Annotated in this window: 12 protein-coding genes; 5 read left to right on the plus strand and 7 right to left on the minus strand. The window is 72.6% G+C overall.

Translation table 11 applies throughout. The features are described from left to right. A partial coding sequence (locus ACFY29_RS13640) for a HAMP domain-containing protein (protein WP_386985802.1) occupies nucleotides 1-1843 on the minus strand: 1843 nt, incomplete at its 3' end. A gap of 302 nt (nucleotides 1844-2145) precedes the next feature. On the opposite strand from ACFY29_RS13640, the gene ACFY29_RS13645 reads away from it, so the two are divergent. After that, complete coding sequence (locus tag ACFY29_RS13645; RefSeq protein WP_386985804.1) at nucleotides 2146-4221, plus strand: SpoIIE family protein phosphatase; 2076 nt, start codon at nucleotides 2146-2148, stop codon at nucleotides 4219-4221. Nucleotides 4222-4269: 48 nt separating this feature from the next. Further along, nucleotides 4270-4701: a hypothetical protein gene (locus ACFY29_RS13650; RefSeq protein WP_386985805.1), complete on the plus strand. Its 432-nt coding sequence runs from the start codon at nucleotides 4270-4272 to the stop codon at nucleotides 4699-4701. Nucleotides 4702-4737: 36 nt separating this feature from the next. On the opposite strand, the gene ACFY29_RS13655 is transcribed toward ACFY29_RS13650, so the two are convergent. After that, complete coding sequence (locus ACFY29_RS13655; protein WP_328422511.1) at nucleotides 4738-6096, minus strand: FAD-binding oxidoreductase; 1359 nt, start codon at nucleotides 6094-6096, stop codon at nucleotides 4738-4740. 96 nt (nucleotides 6097-6192) lie between these two features. Here ACFY29_RS13655 and ACFY29_RS13660 point away from each other — a divergent pair, with 96 nt between their 5' ends. Next, nucleotides 6193-8289: a S9 family peptidase gene (locus ACFY29_RS13660; RefSeq protein ID WP_386985807.1), complete on the plus strand. Its 2097-nt coding sequence runs from the start codon at nucleotides 6193-6195 to the stop codon at nucleotides 8287-8289. 206 nt (nucleotides 8290-8495) lie between these two features. After that, complete coding sequence (locus tag ACFY29_RS13665) at nucleotides 8496-8648, plus strand: hypothetical protein (protein WP_328422507.1); 153 nt, start codon at nucleotides 8496-8498, stop codon at nucleotides 8646-8648. Between the two features lie 75 nt (nucleotides 8649-8723). Here ACFY29_RS13665 and ACFY29_RS13670 read toward each other — a convergent pair whose 3' ends face one another. The 4 genes from ACFY29_RS13670 to ACFY29_RS13685 form a co-directional block, all read right to left on the minus strand. After that, entirely contained in the window at nucleotides 8724-10847 is a 2124-nt protein-coding gene (locus tag ACFY29_RS13670; protein ID WP_386985809.1) for a bifunctional polysaccharide deacetylase/glycosyltransferase family 2 protein, read from the minus strand. After that, the gene (locus tag ACFY29_RS13675; protein WP_386985811.1) at nucleotides 10847-11278 is read right to left on the minus strand and encodes a hypothetical protein; all 432 of its coding nucleotides are present in this window, start codon (nucleotides 11276-11278) and stop codon (nucleotides 10847-10849) included. The genes ACFY29_RS13670 and ACFY29_RS13675 overlap by 1 nt, the downstream gene beginning before the upstream one ends. 114 nt (nucleotides 11279-11392) lie before the next feature. After that, nucleotides 11393-11590, minus strand: coding sequence for a hypothetical protein (locus ACFY29_RS13680; protein WP_386985812.1), 198 nt, complete (start codon nucleotides 11588-11590; stop codon nucleotides 11393-11395). A gap of 621 nt (nucleotides 11591-12211) precedes the next feature. Continuing rightward, a complete protein-coding gene (locus ACFY29_RS13685) occupies nucleotides 12212-12790 on the minus strand; it encodes a TIGR03086 family metal-binding protein (protein ID WP_386985814.1) in 579 nt (192 codons plus the stop codon). A 31-nt stretch (nucleotides 12791-12821) separates the two neighbouring features. Here ACFY29_RS13685 and ACFY29_RS13690 point away from each other — a divergent pair, with 31 nt between their 5' ends. Beyond that, a complete protein-coding gene (locus tag ACFY29_RS13690; protein ID WP_386985816.1) occupies nucleotides 12822-13625 on the plus strand; it encodes a DUF6597 domain-containing transcriptional factor in 804 nt (267 codons plus the stop codon). Between the two features lie 48 nt (nucleotides 13626-13673). On the opposite strand, the gene ACFY29_RS13695 is transcribed toward ACFY29_RS13690, so the two are convergent. After that, nucleotides 13674-15209 (minus strand): SpoIIE family protein phosphatase, encoded by a 1536-nt coding sequence (locus tag ACFY29_RS13695; protein WP_386985818.1) that lies wholly within the window; start codon nucleotides 15207-15209, stop codon nucleotides 13674-13676. Nucleotide 15210: the final 1 nt, after the last annotated feature.

The following is a 15210-nucleotide window of genomic DNA, read 5'->3' on the forward strand; positions in this document are numbered from 1 at the left end:
CGACCATCGTGTTCACCGTCGACTTCAGCTCCAGGATCTCGCCCCGAGCGTCCACCGTGATCTTCTGCGACAGGTCACCCTTCGCCACCGCCGTGGAAACCTGGGCGATGTTCCGCACCTGGGCGGTCAGGTTCGACGCCATCGAGTTCACGTTGTCGGTCAGGTCCCGCCAGGTGCCGGCCACGCCGCGTACCTGGGCCTGGCCGCCGAGCTTGCCCTCGGTGCCCACCTCACGGGCCACCCGGGTCACCTCGTCGGCGAACGACGACAACTGGTCGACCATCGTGTTCACCGTCGACTTCAGCTCCAGGATCTCGCCCCGAGCGTCCACCGTGATCTTCTGCGACAGGTCACCCTTCGCCACCGCCGTGGTCACCGACGCGATGTTGCGCACCTGGCTCGTCAGGTTCGACGCCATCGAGTTCACATTGTCGGTCAGGTCCCGCCAGGTGCCCGAGACGCCCTTCACCTGCGCCTGACCGCCCAGGTTGCCCTCGGTGCCCACCTCACGGGCCACCCGGGTCACCTCGTCGGCGAACGACGACAGCTGGTCCACCATCGTGTTGACGGTGTTCTTCAGCTCCAGGATCTCGCCCTGGGCGTCCACCGTGATCTTCTGCGACAGGTCACCCTTCGCCACCGCCGTGGAGACCTGGGAGATGTTGCGGACCTGGCTGGTCAGATTGCCGGCCAACTGGTTGACGTTCTCGGTGAGGTCACGCCAGGTGCCGGAGACCCCACGCACCTGGGCCTGGCCGCCGAGCTTGCCCTCGATGCCCACCTCACGGGCCACCCGGGTCACCTCGTCGGCGAACGACGACAGCTGATCCACCATCGTGTTGACGGTGTCCTTCAGCTCCAGGATCTCGCCCTGCGCCGCCACCGTGATCTTCTGCGACAGGTCACCACGAGCCACCGCCGTGGAGACCTGGGCGATGTTGCGCACCTGGGCGGTCAGGTTCGACGCCATCGAGTTGACGCTGTCGGTCAGGTCCTTCCAGGTGCCGGCCACGTTCGGCACCTCGGCCTGGCCGCCCAGCTTGCCCTCGGTACCCACCTCACGGGCCACCCGGGTCACCTGCTCGGCGAAGAGCCGCAGCGTGTCAGTGAGGTAGTTGATGGTGTGCGCCAGCTCGGCGACCTCACCCTTGGCCGACACGGTGATCTTCTGGGACAGGTCACCCTTGGCCACCGCCGTGGACACCTGGGAGATCGACCGCACCTGGTAGGTGAGGTTCGACGCCATGGTGTTCACCGAGTCGGTGAGGTCCTTCCAGGTGCCGGCGACGCCCCGGACGTCGGCTTGGCCACCCAGCTTGCCCTCGGTGCCCACCTCGCGCGCGACCCGGGTCACCTCGTTCGAGAACGACGAGAGCTGGTCGACCATGGTGTTCACCGTGCGCCCGATGCGCAGGTACTCACCGCGCAGCGGTCGGCCGTCGATCTCCAGCGCCATGTGCTGGGACAGATCGCCGTCCGCGACCGCCACGATGACCCGGGCGATCTCGGTGGTCGGCCGACCCAGATCGTCGATCAGCGAGTTGATCGCCCGCTGCCCCTCCGCCCAGGAGCCGTCCAGCCCCTCGTCGTCGAGTCGCTCGGTGAGTCGACCGTCCCGACCGACGATCCGGCTGATCCGCCGCAGGTCCAGGTACTGCCGCTCCTGGAGCGAGACCACCTCGTTGAAGGCGTCCGCCACCTCGCCGCCCTTGCCCGCGCGGCGGGGAAGCCGAACCTTCAGGTCGCCGCGACGGACCCGTCGCAGCGCCTCGGTCAACTCACCGAGGAGCGCCTCGTGGTCGGGTGCGGACGGATCCGCCACCGACTGCTTCGCCGTGGTCATCATTCCTCGCTCAACTCGGGGGCGCCGGCCCGTGCGGACACGCCGGCATTCCATATTGTGCCCGGGTCCACCGCAGTGCCAGGGTGCGCGACCCGCCGATTGGCCCTGCCGGGCCGTCCGATCCGCTCGATGCGGGCCGAGCAGGCACGTCGGGTCGGACACCTCGCCCGGGTGCCGGACCCCGCCGCGGCGGGCGGATGGTCGCAGCCGGGCGGAGAGCGGAACGCGACCGGCTGGCGACCTGGCCCACGCGATGGTCGATCGGCTTGGCACCCGGCGGGGGGACGGTGGAGGATACGGGGGTGTCAGCCGAGGCGGGGCCCGCGACGGCCGGGGCCCGGAACGGGGCGGTCCGGCGTGTCCGCCTGCCCGCTGACCGTCGTACGCCGGCCGCCGCCCGCGCGGTGGTCCGCTCGGTGCTGACTGAAGCGGCCCTGGACGAGCTGGCCAACGAGGCGCTGCTGCTCACCACGGAGCTGACCACCAACGCCGTCGAGCACGCCGGCACCGAACTGGACATCGAGGTCGTCGCGGACGAGATCGGGCTGTCCGTGACCGTCTCCGACTTCGCGCCCGGTACGGGCGACGAGCTGACCGTCGGCACCCGCAACGACGCCACCGAGATCAACGAGGTCTCCGAGCGGGGTCGGGGCCTGCTGCTGGTCGACCACTTCGCCAGCCGCTGGGGCACCACGTACCTGCCCACCGGGAAGGGCGTCTGGTTCCGGCTGAACCGCCCCGGCGCCGACCCGCCGGCCGGGGCCAGCGCGGGCGGCGAGTCGATGCCGGCCAGTTCCGGCCCGGGGGCCGCCACCGACGGCTCCGCGCCGAGCGCCGGCGCGATGAGCGAACTCATGCAGACCGCCCCCGACATCTACGCGGACGACCCGCTGCCCGACTTCGCCAACAGCCTGCTCAGCCGGGTCGCCGAGATGGTGGGCGCGGCCGGCGGCATGATCCGTCTGGACCGGGGCGACGGGCAGGGTCGCCAGGTGCTGGCCCGCTTCGGCCGACAACCCCGCGACGACAGTGAACTGCTGCGGGTGCCTCTCACGGTGCACCGCCCGTACGCCGGGGAGCTGGAGCTGGACGCCGCACCGTCGGCGTACGCCCGGCCGCTGGCGGTGCTCACCGCCGAGCGGCTGTCGCTGCACCTGGAGAACGACCGGCTACGCCGGGCCGACGTCCGCCGGCAGGCGTGGCTGACCTTCCTGGCCGAGGCGAGCGAACTGCTGGCCCAGTCACTGGACGTCGAGCTGACCATGGCACTGATCCCGCACCTGGTAGTGCCCCGTCTCGGCCGGTGGTGCGCGGTGCACACCACCGACGAGTGGGGCCGGCTCCGGTTGGCGGCGGCCAGCCACGCCGACGAGTCGGTGCTGCCGCAGTTGCACAAGGTGCTGGCCGAGACCGGCCCGGACTCGATCCAGGCCCGGCTGCGTGAGGCGTCCCGCAGCGCGGCGCAGATTCCGCTCGGCGGGCCGATGGAGGGCTTCGCGGTCCCGTTGATCGCACGCGGGCAGCGGCTCGGCACCCTGGCCGTGGGGCGGCACCAGCGGCACCGGCACGACCCGGACGAGGTGGCCGTGCTGGAGGACGTGGCCCGGCGGGCCGCTCTGGCCATCGAGAACGCCCGCATCCACGCCGAGCGTCGCCGGGTGGCACAGACGCTCCAGCAGTCCCTGCTGCCGCCGGTGCTGCCGCTGGTGGACGGGATCGGCTTCGCCGCCGAGTACGTCCCGACCGGCGACGACGCCGAGGTGGGCGGTGACTTCTACGACGTGCTGCCGCTGCCCGACGGGCGCTGGCTGGTGGTGATCGGGGACGTCTCGGGCAAGGGCGTCCAGGCGGCCGCGGTCACCGGGCTGGTCCGGGACGTCATCCGGGTGCTGGTCGGTGACGGCAAGCCGCTGCCGGAGGCGCTGGCGCGGCTCAACGAGACGCTGGTCGAGCGGGGCGGCGGCCGGTACTGCACCCTGGCACTGGCGGCGGTCGCCCAGGGCGACGGCGACCAGCTGGACGTTTCGCTGCACCTTGCCGGGCATGACCGGCCGGTGCTGCTGGCCGCTGCGGGTGGCGCCGGGTTCGTCGGCACCGGAGGCACCGCGCTGGGCCTGCTCGACACGATCACCTCGCCGACGGCGGAGATCACGCTCGCCCCGGGTGACTCCCTGATCTTCTACACCGACGGGGTCACCGAGCGGCGCCGCGGCCGGGAACTGTTCGGCACCGACCGGCTGCGTGACGCGGCCGCGCCACTGGGCGGGTACTCGGCCGACGTGGTGGCGGCCCGGCTGCGCGCCGCCGCGATCAACTTCTCGGTCGAGCCGCCCCGGGACGACATCGCCATCCTGGTCCTCCGCAACGACGCGCGCTGACCGCCGCTCGTCGCACCGGGTCCCGGTCGGCTCGGTAGATTGACGGTCATGTCCAGTGTCGCGCAGGCCACGCCGTACTCCCGGCCAGCGGTCCGGGCGCTGATCGCCGGGCAGTTGGCGACCGTCGGCGCGTTCCTCACGGTGCTGCTTCTCTACCTGGGCCGGATGGCAGCCGCCGGCGTCGGCCCGGCCGAGATGCTGACCGGCGCGTACGACCCCAAGGAGCTGATCCCGTTCGGGATGCACGGTGCGAACCCGTTCCTCTGGCTCTACGCCGTGGTGGGGATGCTCTACCTGGTGGGCGCAGTGCTCGGGCTGCCGCTGGCAATCGTCGCGGTGGCCGTGGCCGCGCGGGAACGGGACGCCCTGCCCCGGATGACCCGGACGCTGCTGCTGGCCGGTGCGGCTGTCACGTTGCTGGTGCTGGTGGCCCGGTTCACCCCGCCGCTGCTGGACATGCACCGGTGGTGGCTGGACTGACCGAGCACCGGTAGCGGTGGCGGTGGCGGAGCCCCGTCACAGGCCGCCGGGGAGGCGGCCGGGGGCGAGTCGATGCTCCGGGTCGAGGTGCTCCTTGGCGGACCGCAGCCGGGCCAGGCCGGCCAGCTCACCCCAGAGGTCAACGGCCTGCCGCACCGGCGCGGGGGCGGAGACCACTACGCAGCGGCCCTGCCGGGCCAGCAGGACCCCCCGGACGGCGGCCAGGATGGATGCCACCCGGTCGGGGGGCAGTGCGCCGGGCAGCGCCGCGTGCACCACGCCCAGCCCGGCGGAACCCCGCACCGGCACCGGGGTGCCGGCCGCGTCGCGCAGCGCGTAGACAGCGGCGTGCAGGTCGCTGATCGGCACTTCCAGGCGTAGCGCCGTGTCGCCGGGTGCGAACGGGTAGCGGCGCCACCACGGCGGCGCGGAGTGCGTGACGGTGGCCTCCCCGTGCAGCATGCCGACCAGGCGCTCGGCCCGCTCCGTGACGTCGGCCGGACCGCCCTCCAGCAGCACCACCAGGCTGCCCGCCCGGGACGGGGCGCTGGCCCGCCCGGACATCGAGGGGTGGCGCTCCCGGGCGGTGGCGGCCGGGTGGCCGGACGGGTACGGCGAGCGGGGCCGGGGCGCTCCGGCCGGCAGATCGAGCTCGATGGCCGCCGGCTCCAGCCGGGCGGCGAGGATCGCCCGGACCAGGTCGTGCACCTCCAGCGGCGTCCACACCGGCCGGGACACCCAGAGCCGACTGGCCGGCACCGACTGCACCCGCATGCTCGCCGAGACCAGCACACCGAGCGCGCCCTGCGAGCCGCAGAGCAGCCGCGCCAGGTCGAGCCCGGGCGCGCCGCCGCCGGCGCTGACCAGCTCGCCGTCGGCGCCCAGGTAGCGGACGCCGAGGAGCTGGTCGCACGGGCTGCCGTGGCGGTGCCGCAGAGGGCCCGCCTCACCGGCGGCGAGCACCCCGCCCAGGGTCGCGCCCGGCGACGGGGCGTCCATGGCCAGCCGCTGCCCGGTGCGCTCCAGCGTGGCCTGCACCGCGCGCAGCGGGGTGCCGGCGCCCACCTCGGCCACCGGCGCGCCGACCGGCTCGTGACCGATGCCGGCCAGCCGACCGGTGTCGAGCATGATGTCGACCTGCACGGGGGTGGCACCCCAGTCGATCTTCGTGCCGGCACCGCGCGGGACCACCGCCAGGTCGTGCGCGGCGGCCAGCCGCAGCACCTCGGCCGCGGCGTGCGGACCACCCGGCACCGCCACCCAGCGGGCCGGCCGCCCGGCCACCTCGTCGGCCGGCCCGGCGAGCCGGGCGAACGGCGGACCGCAGATCGCCGTCAACCGCCGGGTGATCTCGAGGGCTCCGGACCGGCCGAGGGAACTCGCTGCTGCCGCCATGCCGGTCATCGTACATGTGTTCGAATGGCGTGGTGGCGACTATCGGGATGCCGCTGGTCCGGCGCGCGGAGCGGGCCGGCCGGTAACGTGGCCGCCGTGACCACCGAGACTGCCCCGCCCGCGGCGAAGCGGGTGCCCACCGAGCGCACCCACCACGGCGACACCGTCGTCGACGAGTACGCCTGGCTCGCCGCCAAGGACGACCCGGAGACGATCGCCTACCTGACCGCGGAGAACGCGTACACCGAGGAGCGCACGGCGCACCTGGCCGAGTTGCGCGCGGACCTGTTCGAGGAGACCCGCCGGCGCACCCGGGAGACCGACCTGTCCGTGCCGACCCGCAAGGGCGGGCACTGGTACTACACCCGGACGGTGGAGGGGCAGCAGTACGGGGTGCACTGCCGGCGCGCGGTCCGCGACTCCGAGACCGACCCGCCGCTCAGCGCGGACGGCGCCCCGCTGGACGGCGAGGAGGTGCTGCTCGACGGCAACCTGCTGGCCGAGGGGCACGACTTCTTTTCGCTGGGCGCCTTCGACGTCAGCCCCGACGGGCGTTGGCTGGCCTACTCCACCGACTTCTCCGGCGACGAGCGGTTCACCCTACGGGTGAAGGACCTGACCACCGGCGAGTTGCTGCCGGACGAGGTGCCGGACACCTTCTACGGCACGGCCTGGTCGGCCGACGCCTCGGTGCTGTTCTACGTGACGGTCGACGACGCCTGGCGGCCGAACCGGGTCTGGCGGCACACCGTCGGCTCGGCCGCGGCCGATGACGTGGTGGTCCACCAGGAGGACGACGAGCGGTTCTGGGTGGGCGTGGAGCTGACCCGGTCGGAGAAGTTCATCCTGATCGACATCCACAGCAAGGTCACCAGCGAGGTGCTGGTGGTCACGGCCGGCAACCCGACCGGCGCGCCGGCCGTGATCGCGCCCCGGCGCCAGGGCGTCGAGTACACGGTGGAGCACCACGGCCACCGCTTCCTGATCCTGCACAACGACGGCGCGGAGGACTTCGCGCTGGCGTTCACCTCGGCCGACACGCCGGGCGACTGGGTGCCGCTGATCGAGCACAGCCCCGGCACCCGCCTGGAGGCGGTGGACGCCTTCGCGAACCACCTGGTGGTGTCGCTGCGCACCGACGGGCTCACCGGGCTGCGGGTGCTGCCGATCGGCGGCGGCGACGAGTACGACATCGACTTCCCCGAGCCGCTGTACAGCGTCGGGCTGGACGCCAACCCGGAGTACCGCACCGGGCAGGTCCGGCTGCGCTACTCCTCGCTGGTCACCCCCGACTCGGTGTACGACTACGACCTGGTCACCCGGCAGATGGTGCTGCGCAAGCAGAAGCCGGTGCTGCCCGGGCCGGACGGGCGGCCGTACGACCCGGCCGAGTACGAGCAGCACCGCGACTGGGCGCTCGCCGATGACGGCACCCGGGTGCCGATCTCGCTGGTCTGCCGGGTCGGCACTCCCCGGGACGGCTCGGCCCCCTGCGAGCTGTACGGCTACGGCTCGTACGAGGCCAGCATGGACCCGTGGTTCTCGGTGGCCCGGCTGTCCCTGCTGGACCGGGGCGTGGTCTTCGCGGTGGCGCACATCCGGGGTGGCGGTGAGCTGGGCCGGCGCTGGTACGACCAGGGCAAGATGCTGGCCAAGAAGAACACCTTCACCGACTTCGTCTCCTGCGCCCGGCACCTGGTCAAGGCCGGTTGGACGGCCAGCGACCGACTGGTCGCCCGGGGCGCCTCGGCCGGTGGCCTGCTGATGGGCGCGGTGGCCAACCTCGCCCCGGACGCGTTCAGCGGGATCGTCGCGCAGGTGCCGTTCGTGGACGCGCTCACCTCGATCCTCGACCCGTCGCTGCCGCTGACCGTCACCGAGTGGGAGGAGTGGGGCAACCCGCTGGAGGACCCCGAGGTGTACGCGTACATGAAGTCCTACACGCCGTACGAGAACGTGGCGTCGGTGGACTACCCGGCGATCCTCGCCGTGACCAGCCTCAACGACACCCGGGTGCTCTACTCGGAGCCGGCGAAGTGGATCGCCCGGCTGCGGGCGGTCGCCCCGACCGGCGACTACCTGCTCAAGACGGAGATGGGCGCCGGTCACGGCGGTCCGAGCGGTCGCTACGACGCCTGGCGCGAGGAGGCGTTCATCAACGCCTGGATCCTGGACCGCTTCAACCGCGCCTGACGGTCGAGCCTCCCGGTGCCCACCGGGATGATCGCGCTACAACCTGGAAGTAGTGGCCTTGGCTTCCCGTCGAGGCCACTACTTCCAGGACATTGCCCGGTCGCCGGGCAGCCCCGCGCAGCGAATGACGGTCGGCCGGGCGGCGGTGCCGCCTAGACTTCCGGAGTGATCGGGGGGCGGCGTTGACCGGCGACGACGAGGACGGCTTGACACCCGAAGCGGCACCGACCGCGGCCCGGCGCGCATCCGCCTGGATGATCCTCGCGGTGGTGGCCGCCGCCCTGCTCGTGTGCTGCTGCTCCGCCGCCGTCGGCCTGCTGATCTCCTGGTCCGCCGGCCTCTTCCACCCCCTGACCTGACCGATCGCCGTGCGTCCCCGACCCGCCGGTCCCGCCTGAGCGGCCCAGTCAGCCGGTGCCGCCTGAGCGGCCCAGTCAGCCGCGGCCGGCGCCGACCAGGGCGGCGGCCTCGCCGGTACGCACCATCCGCTGCCAGCGCAGCCGCTTGCCGATCAGCGCGGTGACCACCGACTGCACCACCACCAGGTACATCAGCTGCCGGTAGACCAGCTGCTGGAACGGCAGCGCCCACAGTGGCCCGTACCGCTCCCCGTCGAGGTGCAGCGCGTAGCCGGCGGTGGCCGCCTGGAGTAGCAGCAGCCCGGCCCAGGCGATGGCGAGGGTCGACCAGGGCAGGAAGAGCAGACCGTAGACGGCGAACACGTCGACCGCCGGCGCGGCCAGCGGCAGCACGATCTGGAACACCGTGAGGTACGGCAGCCCACGCCGGCCGAGCTTCCCGCCTGCACCTGACTCGCGCAGCGCGTGCCGGTGCTTCCACATCGCCTGCATCGTGCCGTAGCACCAGCGGTAGCGCTGCCGCCAGAGCTGACGCAGCGACGAGGGGGCCTCGGTCCAGGCGATGGCCGACTCCTCGTAGACCACCCGCCACCCGGCCCTGAGCACCTTCATGGTCAGGTCGGTGTCCTCGGCCAGCGTGTCCGCCGGCACCCCGCCCACCCGCAGAAGCACCTCGCGGCGGAACGCGCCGATCGCGCCGGGGATGGTTGGCATGCACTCCAGTACGTCATACATCCGCCGGTCGAGGTTGAAGCCGATCACGTACTCCAGGTGCTGCCACCGGCCGAGCAGTCGGCGTCGGTTGGCGACCTTGGTATTACCGCTGATCGCGCCGACTGACGGGTCGGCGAAGCCCTGCACCAACCGGTGCACGGTGTCCGGCTGGAACACGGTGTCCCCGTCCACCAGCACCAGCAGGTTCGCCCGAGCGGCCCGGATGCCGGTGTTCAGCGCCGCCGGCTTACCGGCGTTGGCCTGCCGGATCACGCGTACCCCGCGTAGCCGCATCCGCTCCACGATGTCGGCGGTGCCGTCGTCCGACCCGTCGTCCACCACGATCACTTCCAGCGCCGGATATGCGCTGGCCACCAGGGAACGGACCGTGGCCGCGATGTTCGCCGCCTCGTTGTACGCCGGCACGATCACCGACACCGGGGCGCGTACCTCGGGCCCGCCCCGCCGGGGCCGGCGGACCCGGCGCACGTGCCGGTGGGCACAGAACACCTGCACCGCCAGACGCACCACGCCGAGCACGAGGGCGACGGCGAGCAGCAGGTTCATCGCCCCGGCCGACCAGCGTGCGCCGGTCTGGGTCCAGCGCAGCGCGGCGCCGCTCAACCGGGTGCCAACGCCCGCCGGGACCATCGACGGCGAGGCGTCGATGCCGCTGGAGACGGTGGTGAACCGGTAGCCCTGATCGGTCAGGGCGGGCAGCAGCCGGTCCAGCGCGGCCACCGTCTGCGCCCGGTCACCGCCGCCGTCGTGCATCAGCACCACGGCGCCCCGCCCTTGCGTCGGGGTGGCCGCCTGCACGATCTTGTCGACGCCGGGGCGCTGCCAGTCCCTGGTGTCCCGGTCGGCGAGCACCGCGACGTGCCCGGCCCCGGCGGCGGCGCGCAGCGCGGCGTACTCGGGTCCGGTCAGCGCCGTCGGCACCGAGGAGAACGGTGGCCGGAGCAGGGTGACCTCTTGGCCGGTGGCCGCGGCGATCGCCTTGCGGGTCAGCGAGAGTTCGAGGTCACGCCGCCACGGCGGTACGGCGGCGAGGTCGGCGTGGGTGAAGGTGTGCGACCCGATCTCGTGGCCCTCGGCGAGGATCCGCCGGACCAGCTCCGGGTGTTCGTTGACCCGGGCCCCGACCACGAAGAAGGTGGCGTGCGCGCCATGCCGGCGCAGCACGTCGAGCACCTGCGGGGTCCAGCGCGGATCCGGTCCGTCGTCGAAGGTCAGCGCGATGGTCCGGTCCGGCAGGGCCCGGCTGACCGGCTCGGCCCGATCCAGCCGCAGCACCGGGCCGCCCGAGCCGACCTGGGCCGGTACGCCAGCGTCGGGACTGTCGGCCGCGGGGATGCCGGAGCCGCCGGCCATGCCGGTCACCAGGCCGTTGACGGTGAGCGCCGCGAGCAGCAGGAGCAGCCCGAGGAGGAGCAGGAGCCAGTGCGCCCGCGGATCGCGCCGGGCCACGTGTCGCGCCGTCATCACTGCGGCTTACCGGGTGACCTGCTCGGCTTCGCGGTGTTGCGGTGCTGGTCGCCCCGGCCCGGCTGCTCCGTGGCGGACGGCGCCACGGTGGCCGTGGTAGGCGGGCCCGAGCGCCGGGCGCCGGTGGTCGGGGCTGGGCTGGGCAGTGGCACAGACGTGCTGGTCGCCGGGGAGGACGAGGGCGACGGCGTGTCGGCCAACCGTGACTGGTTGATCCCGTCCACGCCGGCCTCCACCGGGGGCACCCGAGGGTCGTCGGACCAGCCGGGCAGCGGCGCCGAGGTGTCCAGGAAGAGCCCGGCGGCGATCAGCCCGAGGCTGGTGAGCAGGCCGAGACCCATCGCGGTTCCGGCGATGACGGTCAGCCGACGACGGCGCCCCGTCGCGTCGACGAACACCGGCGGAGCACCGCCCGTTTGGTTGTGCATCTAGCGAGCTCCCGCCATCACCGCGCCGGGAACCATCCGGTCCGGCGCCGGGGACCCGATGGTCCGGGTCTCCGGTGCAGATAGCGGCACCGCCATCAACGGCGTTACACCGACTCAGGCCGTGCGCAGCTCCTCCACCGCCGTACTGACCTGCAGGAAGAGCAGGCCGACACCGACCGTCACCAGCACCGCCGCCAACGCGCCGGCACCGAGCCAGGCCAACTGCTCCAGCGGTCTGCTGATCGCCTGGTCCGCCGGCCTGTTCCACGCACCGAACTGACCGTCGGTCGTCGTTTTCCTGTCCGGTTTCATTGCGCGAGCAGCACGGATTCCAGAGATCGGTGAATCCTCAATTGCAACCAGCATTCACTGCTGATTGCAGGACGCGGGCATTATTGCCAATGCGCACGGGCGTCGGACAGGTAGCGTCCGACGCCCGGCATCCGAGGGTCTGACTATCGCGTCTGCCACGTCGCATTGAAAGCGACGTGCCCGTTGTCGCACTTGGCGAAAGACGACCAGGTCCCGACGCCCATCCAGGCGCCGTAACGGTCGTAGTCCGGGGCCCACGGCTTGTCACACCGCGTCTTTGCCCGGAACTCTCCGGTGCCGCCGCTGCAGTATGCGCCGGAGCCGTAACCGACGGCGGTCGCCGAACAACCGGTCGGTGCGGCCTGGGCGGCCCCCGACACGCCTACGAGAACCGATGCCGTGGCGACAGCCGCAAGCAAGAAAGCGCGCTTCTTCATCGCACCTTACCCCCCGTAATTGAGACCTCTATCCCGAGCGATCATGGGAATCTATCCCATCGACAGTTGTCAGTCAAGGCTGCTAATCGCGGACCAATGTCGACAAACGCGTCGAGATGCCCTCTGGCCCGGTCCCCGGGAACACCATGCGGCCATCACACCCTGCTGGCCGCCAGAGAATGGGTCACGGGGTGGAAGGCCAGGTGGAGTTGCGGCCGGTGTGGGCCAGGAGGTGGTGCAGGTCCCGAGGGTCCTGGCTGGCCGGGGTCGGGGCCGGGTCGGCGAAGACGCCCATCTTGCGGGCGGTCGGCGCCAACTGTTCGACCAGCCCGTGCAGCTCGGCCACGGCTTCCGGAGCCGGCTGGTACGGCTGGTCGGTGGCGACGGCGAGATCCCAGCCGTGCACGGTCAGATCCAGCAGCGCCATGCCGCCGATGACGGTCTGCGGCATGCCCATGCCCGGCGACACACCCTCCAGGGTGGATGGGTCCGCCCAGGCGGCGATCAGCCGGCCGGTCTCCGTCTCGAACCGGTCCCGCCAGCCGTCGGCCAGGTGGTCGGGCTTGTCGGACCACTCCACGTCCCGTTTCTCGGCCAGGTCCTGGAAGTTCACCACCACCTCGAACAGGTGGTTGAGCAGGTCGCGGACCGTGTAGTCGCGGCACGGTGTGGGCAGGTCGAGCTGGTCGTCGGCGATGCCGCGCACCACGTCGACGGTTCGCGGCGCGGCTGCCGCCAGCAGATCGCTAGTCTGTGTGGTCATAGGGCCAGCGTATGAGGGTGGTCTTGAAAAAATGCGACAGCGACCGCGTGGCGACAGCCGGGGAATTCTCGACCCGGGCCGGTTGCTGCGCGAGGTCCACTTCCGCCGGCACCTGCCGGCGGAGTCGCTGCGCCCGTGGGTCGAGCACTACTGGCTGATCGACTGGGCGTTGAGCGCGCCGTTCGAGCAGCGGGTCGTGCCGCACCCGGCGGTGAACGTGGTCTTCCGACACGACGGCAACGGTGCCGGGCCGGAGACCGGCGAGGTGGCCGGGGTGGGCCGCCACCTCTTCCGGACCACGCTGGTCGGCACCGGCCGGGTCTGCGGGATCCAGTTCCGCCCGGGCGGCTTCCACCCGTTCTGGCGTCGACCGGTCGCCGAGTTGACCGGCCGCCGGCTGCCGTTGCCCACCGGCCGGTTGGCGCTGCCCGACGGTCGGGTGTGCGCGGGCACCGACGACGAGCGCCGCCGCGCGCTGGACGCCCTGCTCACCACCTGGGCGGCCGAGCCGGACCCGGCGGTCGAGGAGGCCGTCCGGCTGGCCGAGGCGATCCGGACGGACCGGGCGGTGCTGCGGGTCGACGACTTCGCCGCGCGGCACGACGTCCCGGTCCGCCGGTTGCAGCGGCTCTTCACGGAGTACGTGGGGGTCGGCCCGAAGTGGGTGATCCGTCGCTACCGGCTCCAGGAGGCCGTCGAGCAGGCCGCTGGCGGGCCGCTGAACTGGGCGGGCCTCGCCGCCGACCTCGGCTACAGCGACCAGGCTCACCTGGTCCGCGACTTCACCGCCGTCGCGGGCGTGTCGCCCGCCGCCTACGCCCGATCGGTCCACTGAGGCCGGGACTGGCAGGCCCGCACCGCCGCGAGCAGCTTCGGCGCCGGCTCAGCGGCGACGCAGCACGACCACGGCGACGTCGTCCTGGATCTCCGGTGGGGCCAGCTCCACCAGCAGTCGGGCACAGAACTGGTCCAGGTCCTCGTCCACGGTGCCGGACAGCGCGGCGAGCGCGGCCAGCCCCTCGTCGATGGTGGCGTCCCGGCGCTCGATCAGCCCGTCGGTGTAGAACACCAGCGTGGCGCCGGCCGGCAGCACGAACTCCAGGTCGGCCGGGCGGGGTGCACGGACACCAAGCAGCGGTGCCAGATGCTGCACGAACTCCACCTTGCCGTCCAGGCTGAGCACCGGCGGCAGGTGACCGGCGCTGGCCATCCGGACCCGCCCGGTCGGCGGGTGCAGCAGCAGCACGCAGAGCGTGGCGATCTCGGCCGGCAGCAGGGTCCGCATCAGCTCGTTGACCCGGTGCAGGATCTCGCCAGGCTGGTGCCCCTCGACCGCGTACGCCCGCACCGCGTGCCGCAGCTCGGCCATCACCGTCGCCGCGTGCAGCGAGTGGCCGGCGACGTCGCCGATCGCCAGCAGCAGGTGCCCGTCGAGCATGACCAGCTCGTAGAAGTCGCCGCCCACCTCGGTCTGTGCGCTGGCCGGCTCGTAGCGCACCGCGAGGTCCAGCCCGGCCACGTCGGGCAGCCGGCGCGGAAGCAGGCTGCGCTGGAGGGTGACCGCGATCCGGTGCTCCTCGTCGAACGAGCGCTGCGCCTCCACCGCCGCCGCCACCGCCTGGGCGAGCTGCACCAGCACCGGTGTCCGGGCGGTCTGGGTGGCGGTCGGGACCACCACGTACAACGGGGCCCGGTCCTCCCGCAGCCGGGCAGCGGCCACCGTCACCGAGCCCGCCGGCCACTCGATCAGCCCCCAGTTCGCCGGGTCCTCCACCCGGACCGTCGCGCCGGTCGGCACCCCGCTGTCGTCGACGACCCACGGCACCAGCGTGGCCCTGGTGCCGGGGCCAGCGGCGATCCCGGCCAGGCAGTCGCCGTCGAACGTCTCGGCGACCACCGCCACCGGGCTCTTGAAGATCTGCGCGGCGCCCTCGGCGGCGGCCTCCAGCAGCCGGGCGAAGGTCGGCGCGGCGTACACCGCCACCGTCGTGTCGGCCAGCACGAGCAGCCGCTCGGCGAGCAGCTCGGCGCGCTGCCGGGCCTGGTAGTAGCGCAGCACCGCCCGGGTGGTGGCGATCAGCTCTTCCGGCTCGATCGGCTCGGTCAGGTAGGCGTCCGCGCCGCGGGTCAGCCCCTGGGCGCGGTCGGCCACGTCCACGGCGTGCGCCGACACGTGGATCACCGGCATCGCCGGGTGCGCAGCCTTGACCCGTTCGCAGACCTCGTACCCGCTCAGGTCGGGCAGCCGGACGTCGAGCACCACCAGGTCGATCCGGTCCACCTCGACCCGGGCCAGCGCCTCTGCGCCGTTCTCCGCCTCGAGCACGGTGAACCCGGCCCGGGTCAGCCAGCTGACCAGCAGGTAGCGCTTGGTACGGCTGTCATCGACCACCAGGATGGTCGCCGGCCCGCCGTCCACC

It is taken from the genome of Micromonospora sp. NPDC000668, assembly GCF_042897975.1.
In the GTDB taxonomy this organism is placed as follows: domain Bacteria; phylum Actinomycetota; class Actinomycetes; order Mycobacteriales; family Micromonosporaceae; genus Micromonospora.

Bases quoted from the DNA above. Each gene is read 5' to 3' on its own strand.
- ACFY29_RS13650 (WP_386985805.1), top strand. From the start codon at position 4,270: ATGTCCAGTGTCGCGCAGGCCACGCCGTACTCCCGGCCAGCGGTCCGG.
- ACFY29_RS13690 (WP_386985816.1), top strand. From the start codon at position 12,822: ATGCGACAGCGACCGCGTGGCGACAGCCGGGGAATTCTCGACCCGGGC.
- ACFY29_RS13685 (WP_386985814.1), bottom strand. From the start codon at position 12,790: ATGACCACACAGACTAGCGATCTGCTGGCGGCAGCCGCGCCGCGAACC.
- ACFY29_RS13675 (WP_386985811.1), bottom strand. From the start codon at position 11,278: ATGCACAACCAAACGGGCGGTGCTCCGCCGGTGTTCGTCGACGCGACG.
- ACFY29_RS13655 (WP_328422511.1), bottom strand. From the start codon at position 6,096: ATGGCGGCAGCAGCGAGTTCCCTCGGCCGGTCCGGAGCCCTCGAGATC.
- ACFY29_RS13670 (WP_386985809.1), bottom strand. From the start codon at position 10,847: ATGACGGCGCGACACGTGGCCCGGCGCGATCCGCGGGCGCACTGGCTC.
- ACFY29_RS13680 (WP_386985812.1), bottom strand. From the start codon at position 11,590: ATGAAACCGGACAGGAAAACGACGACCGACGGTCAGTTCGGTGCGTGG.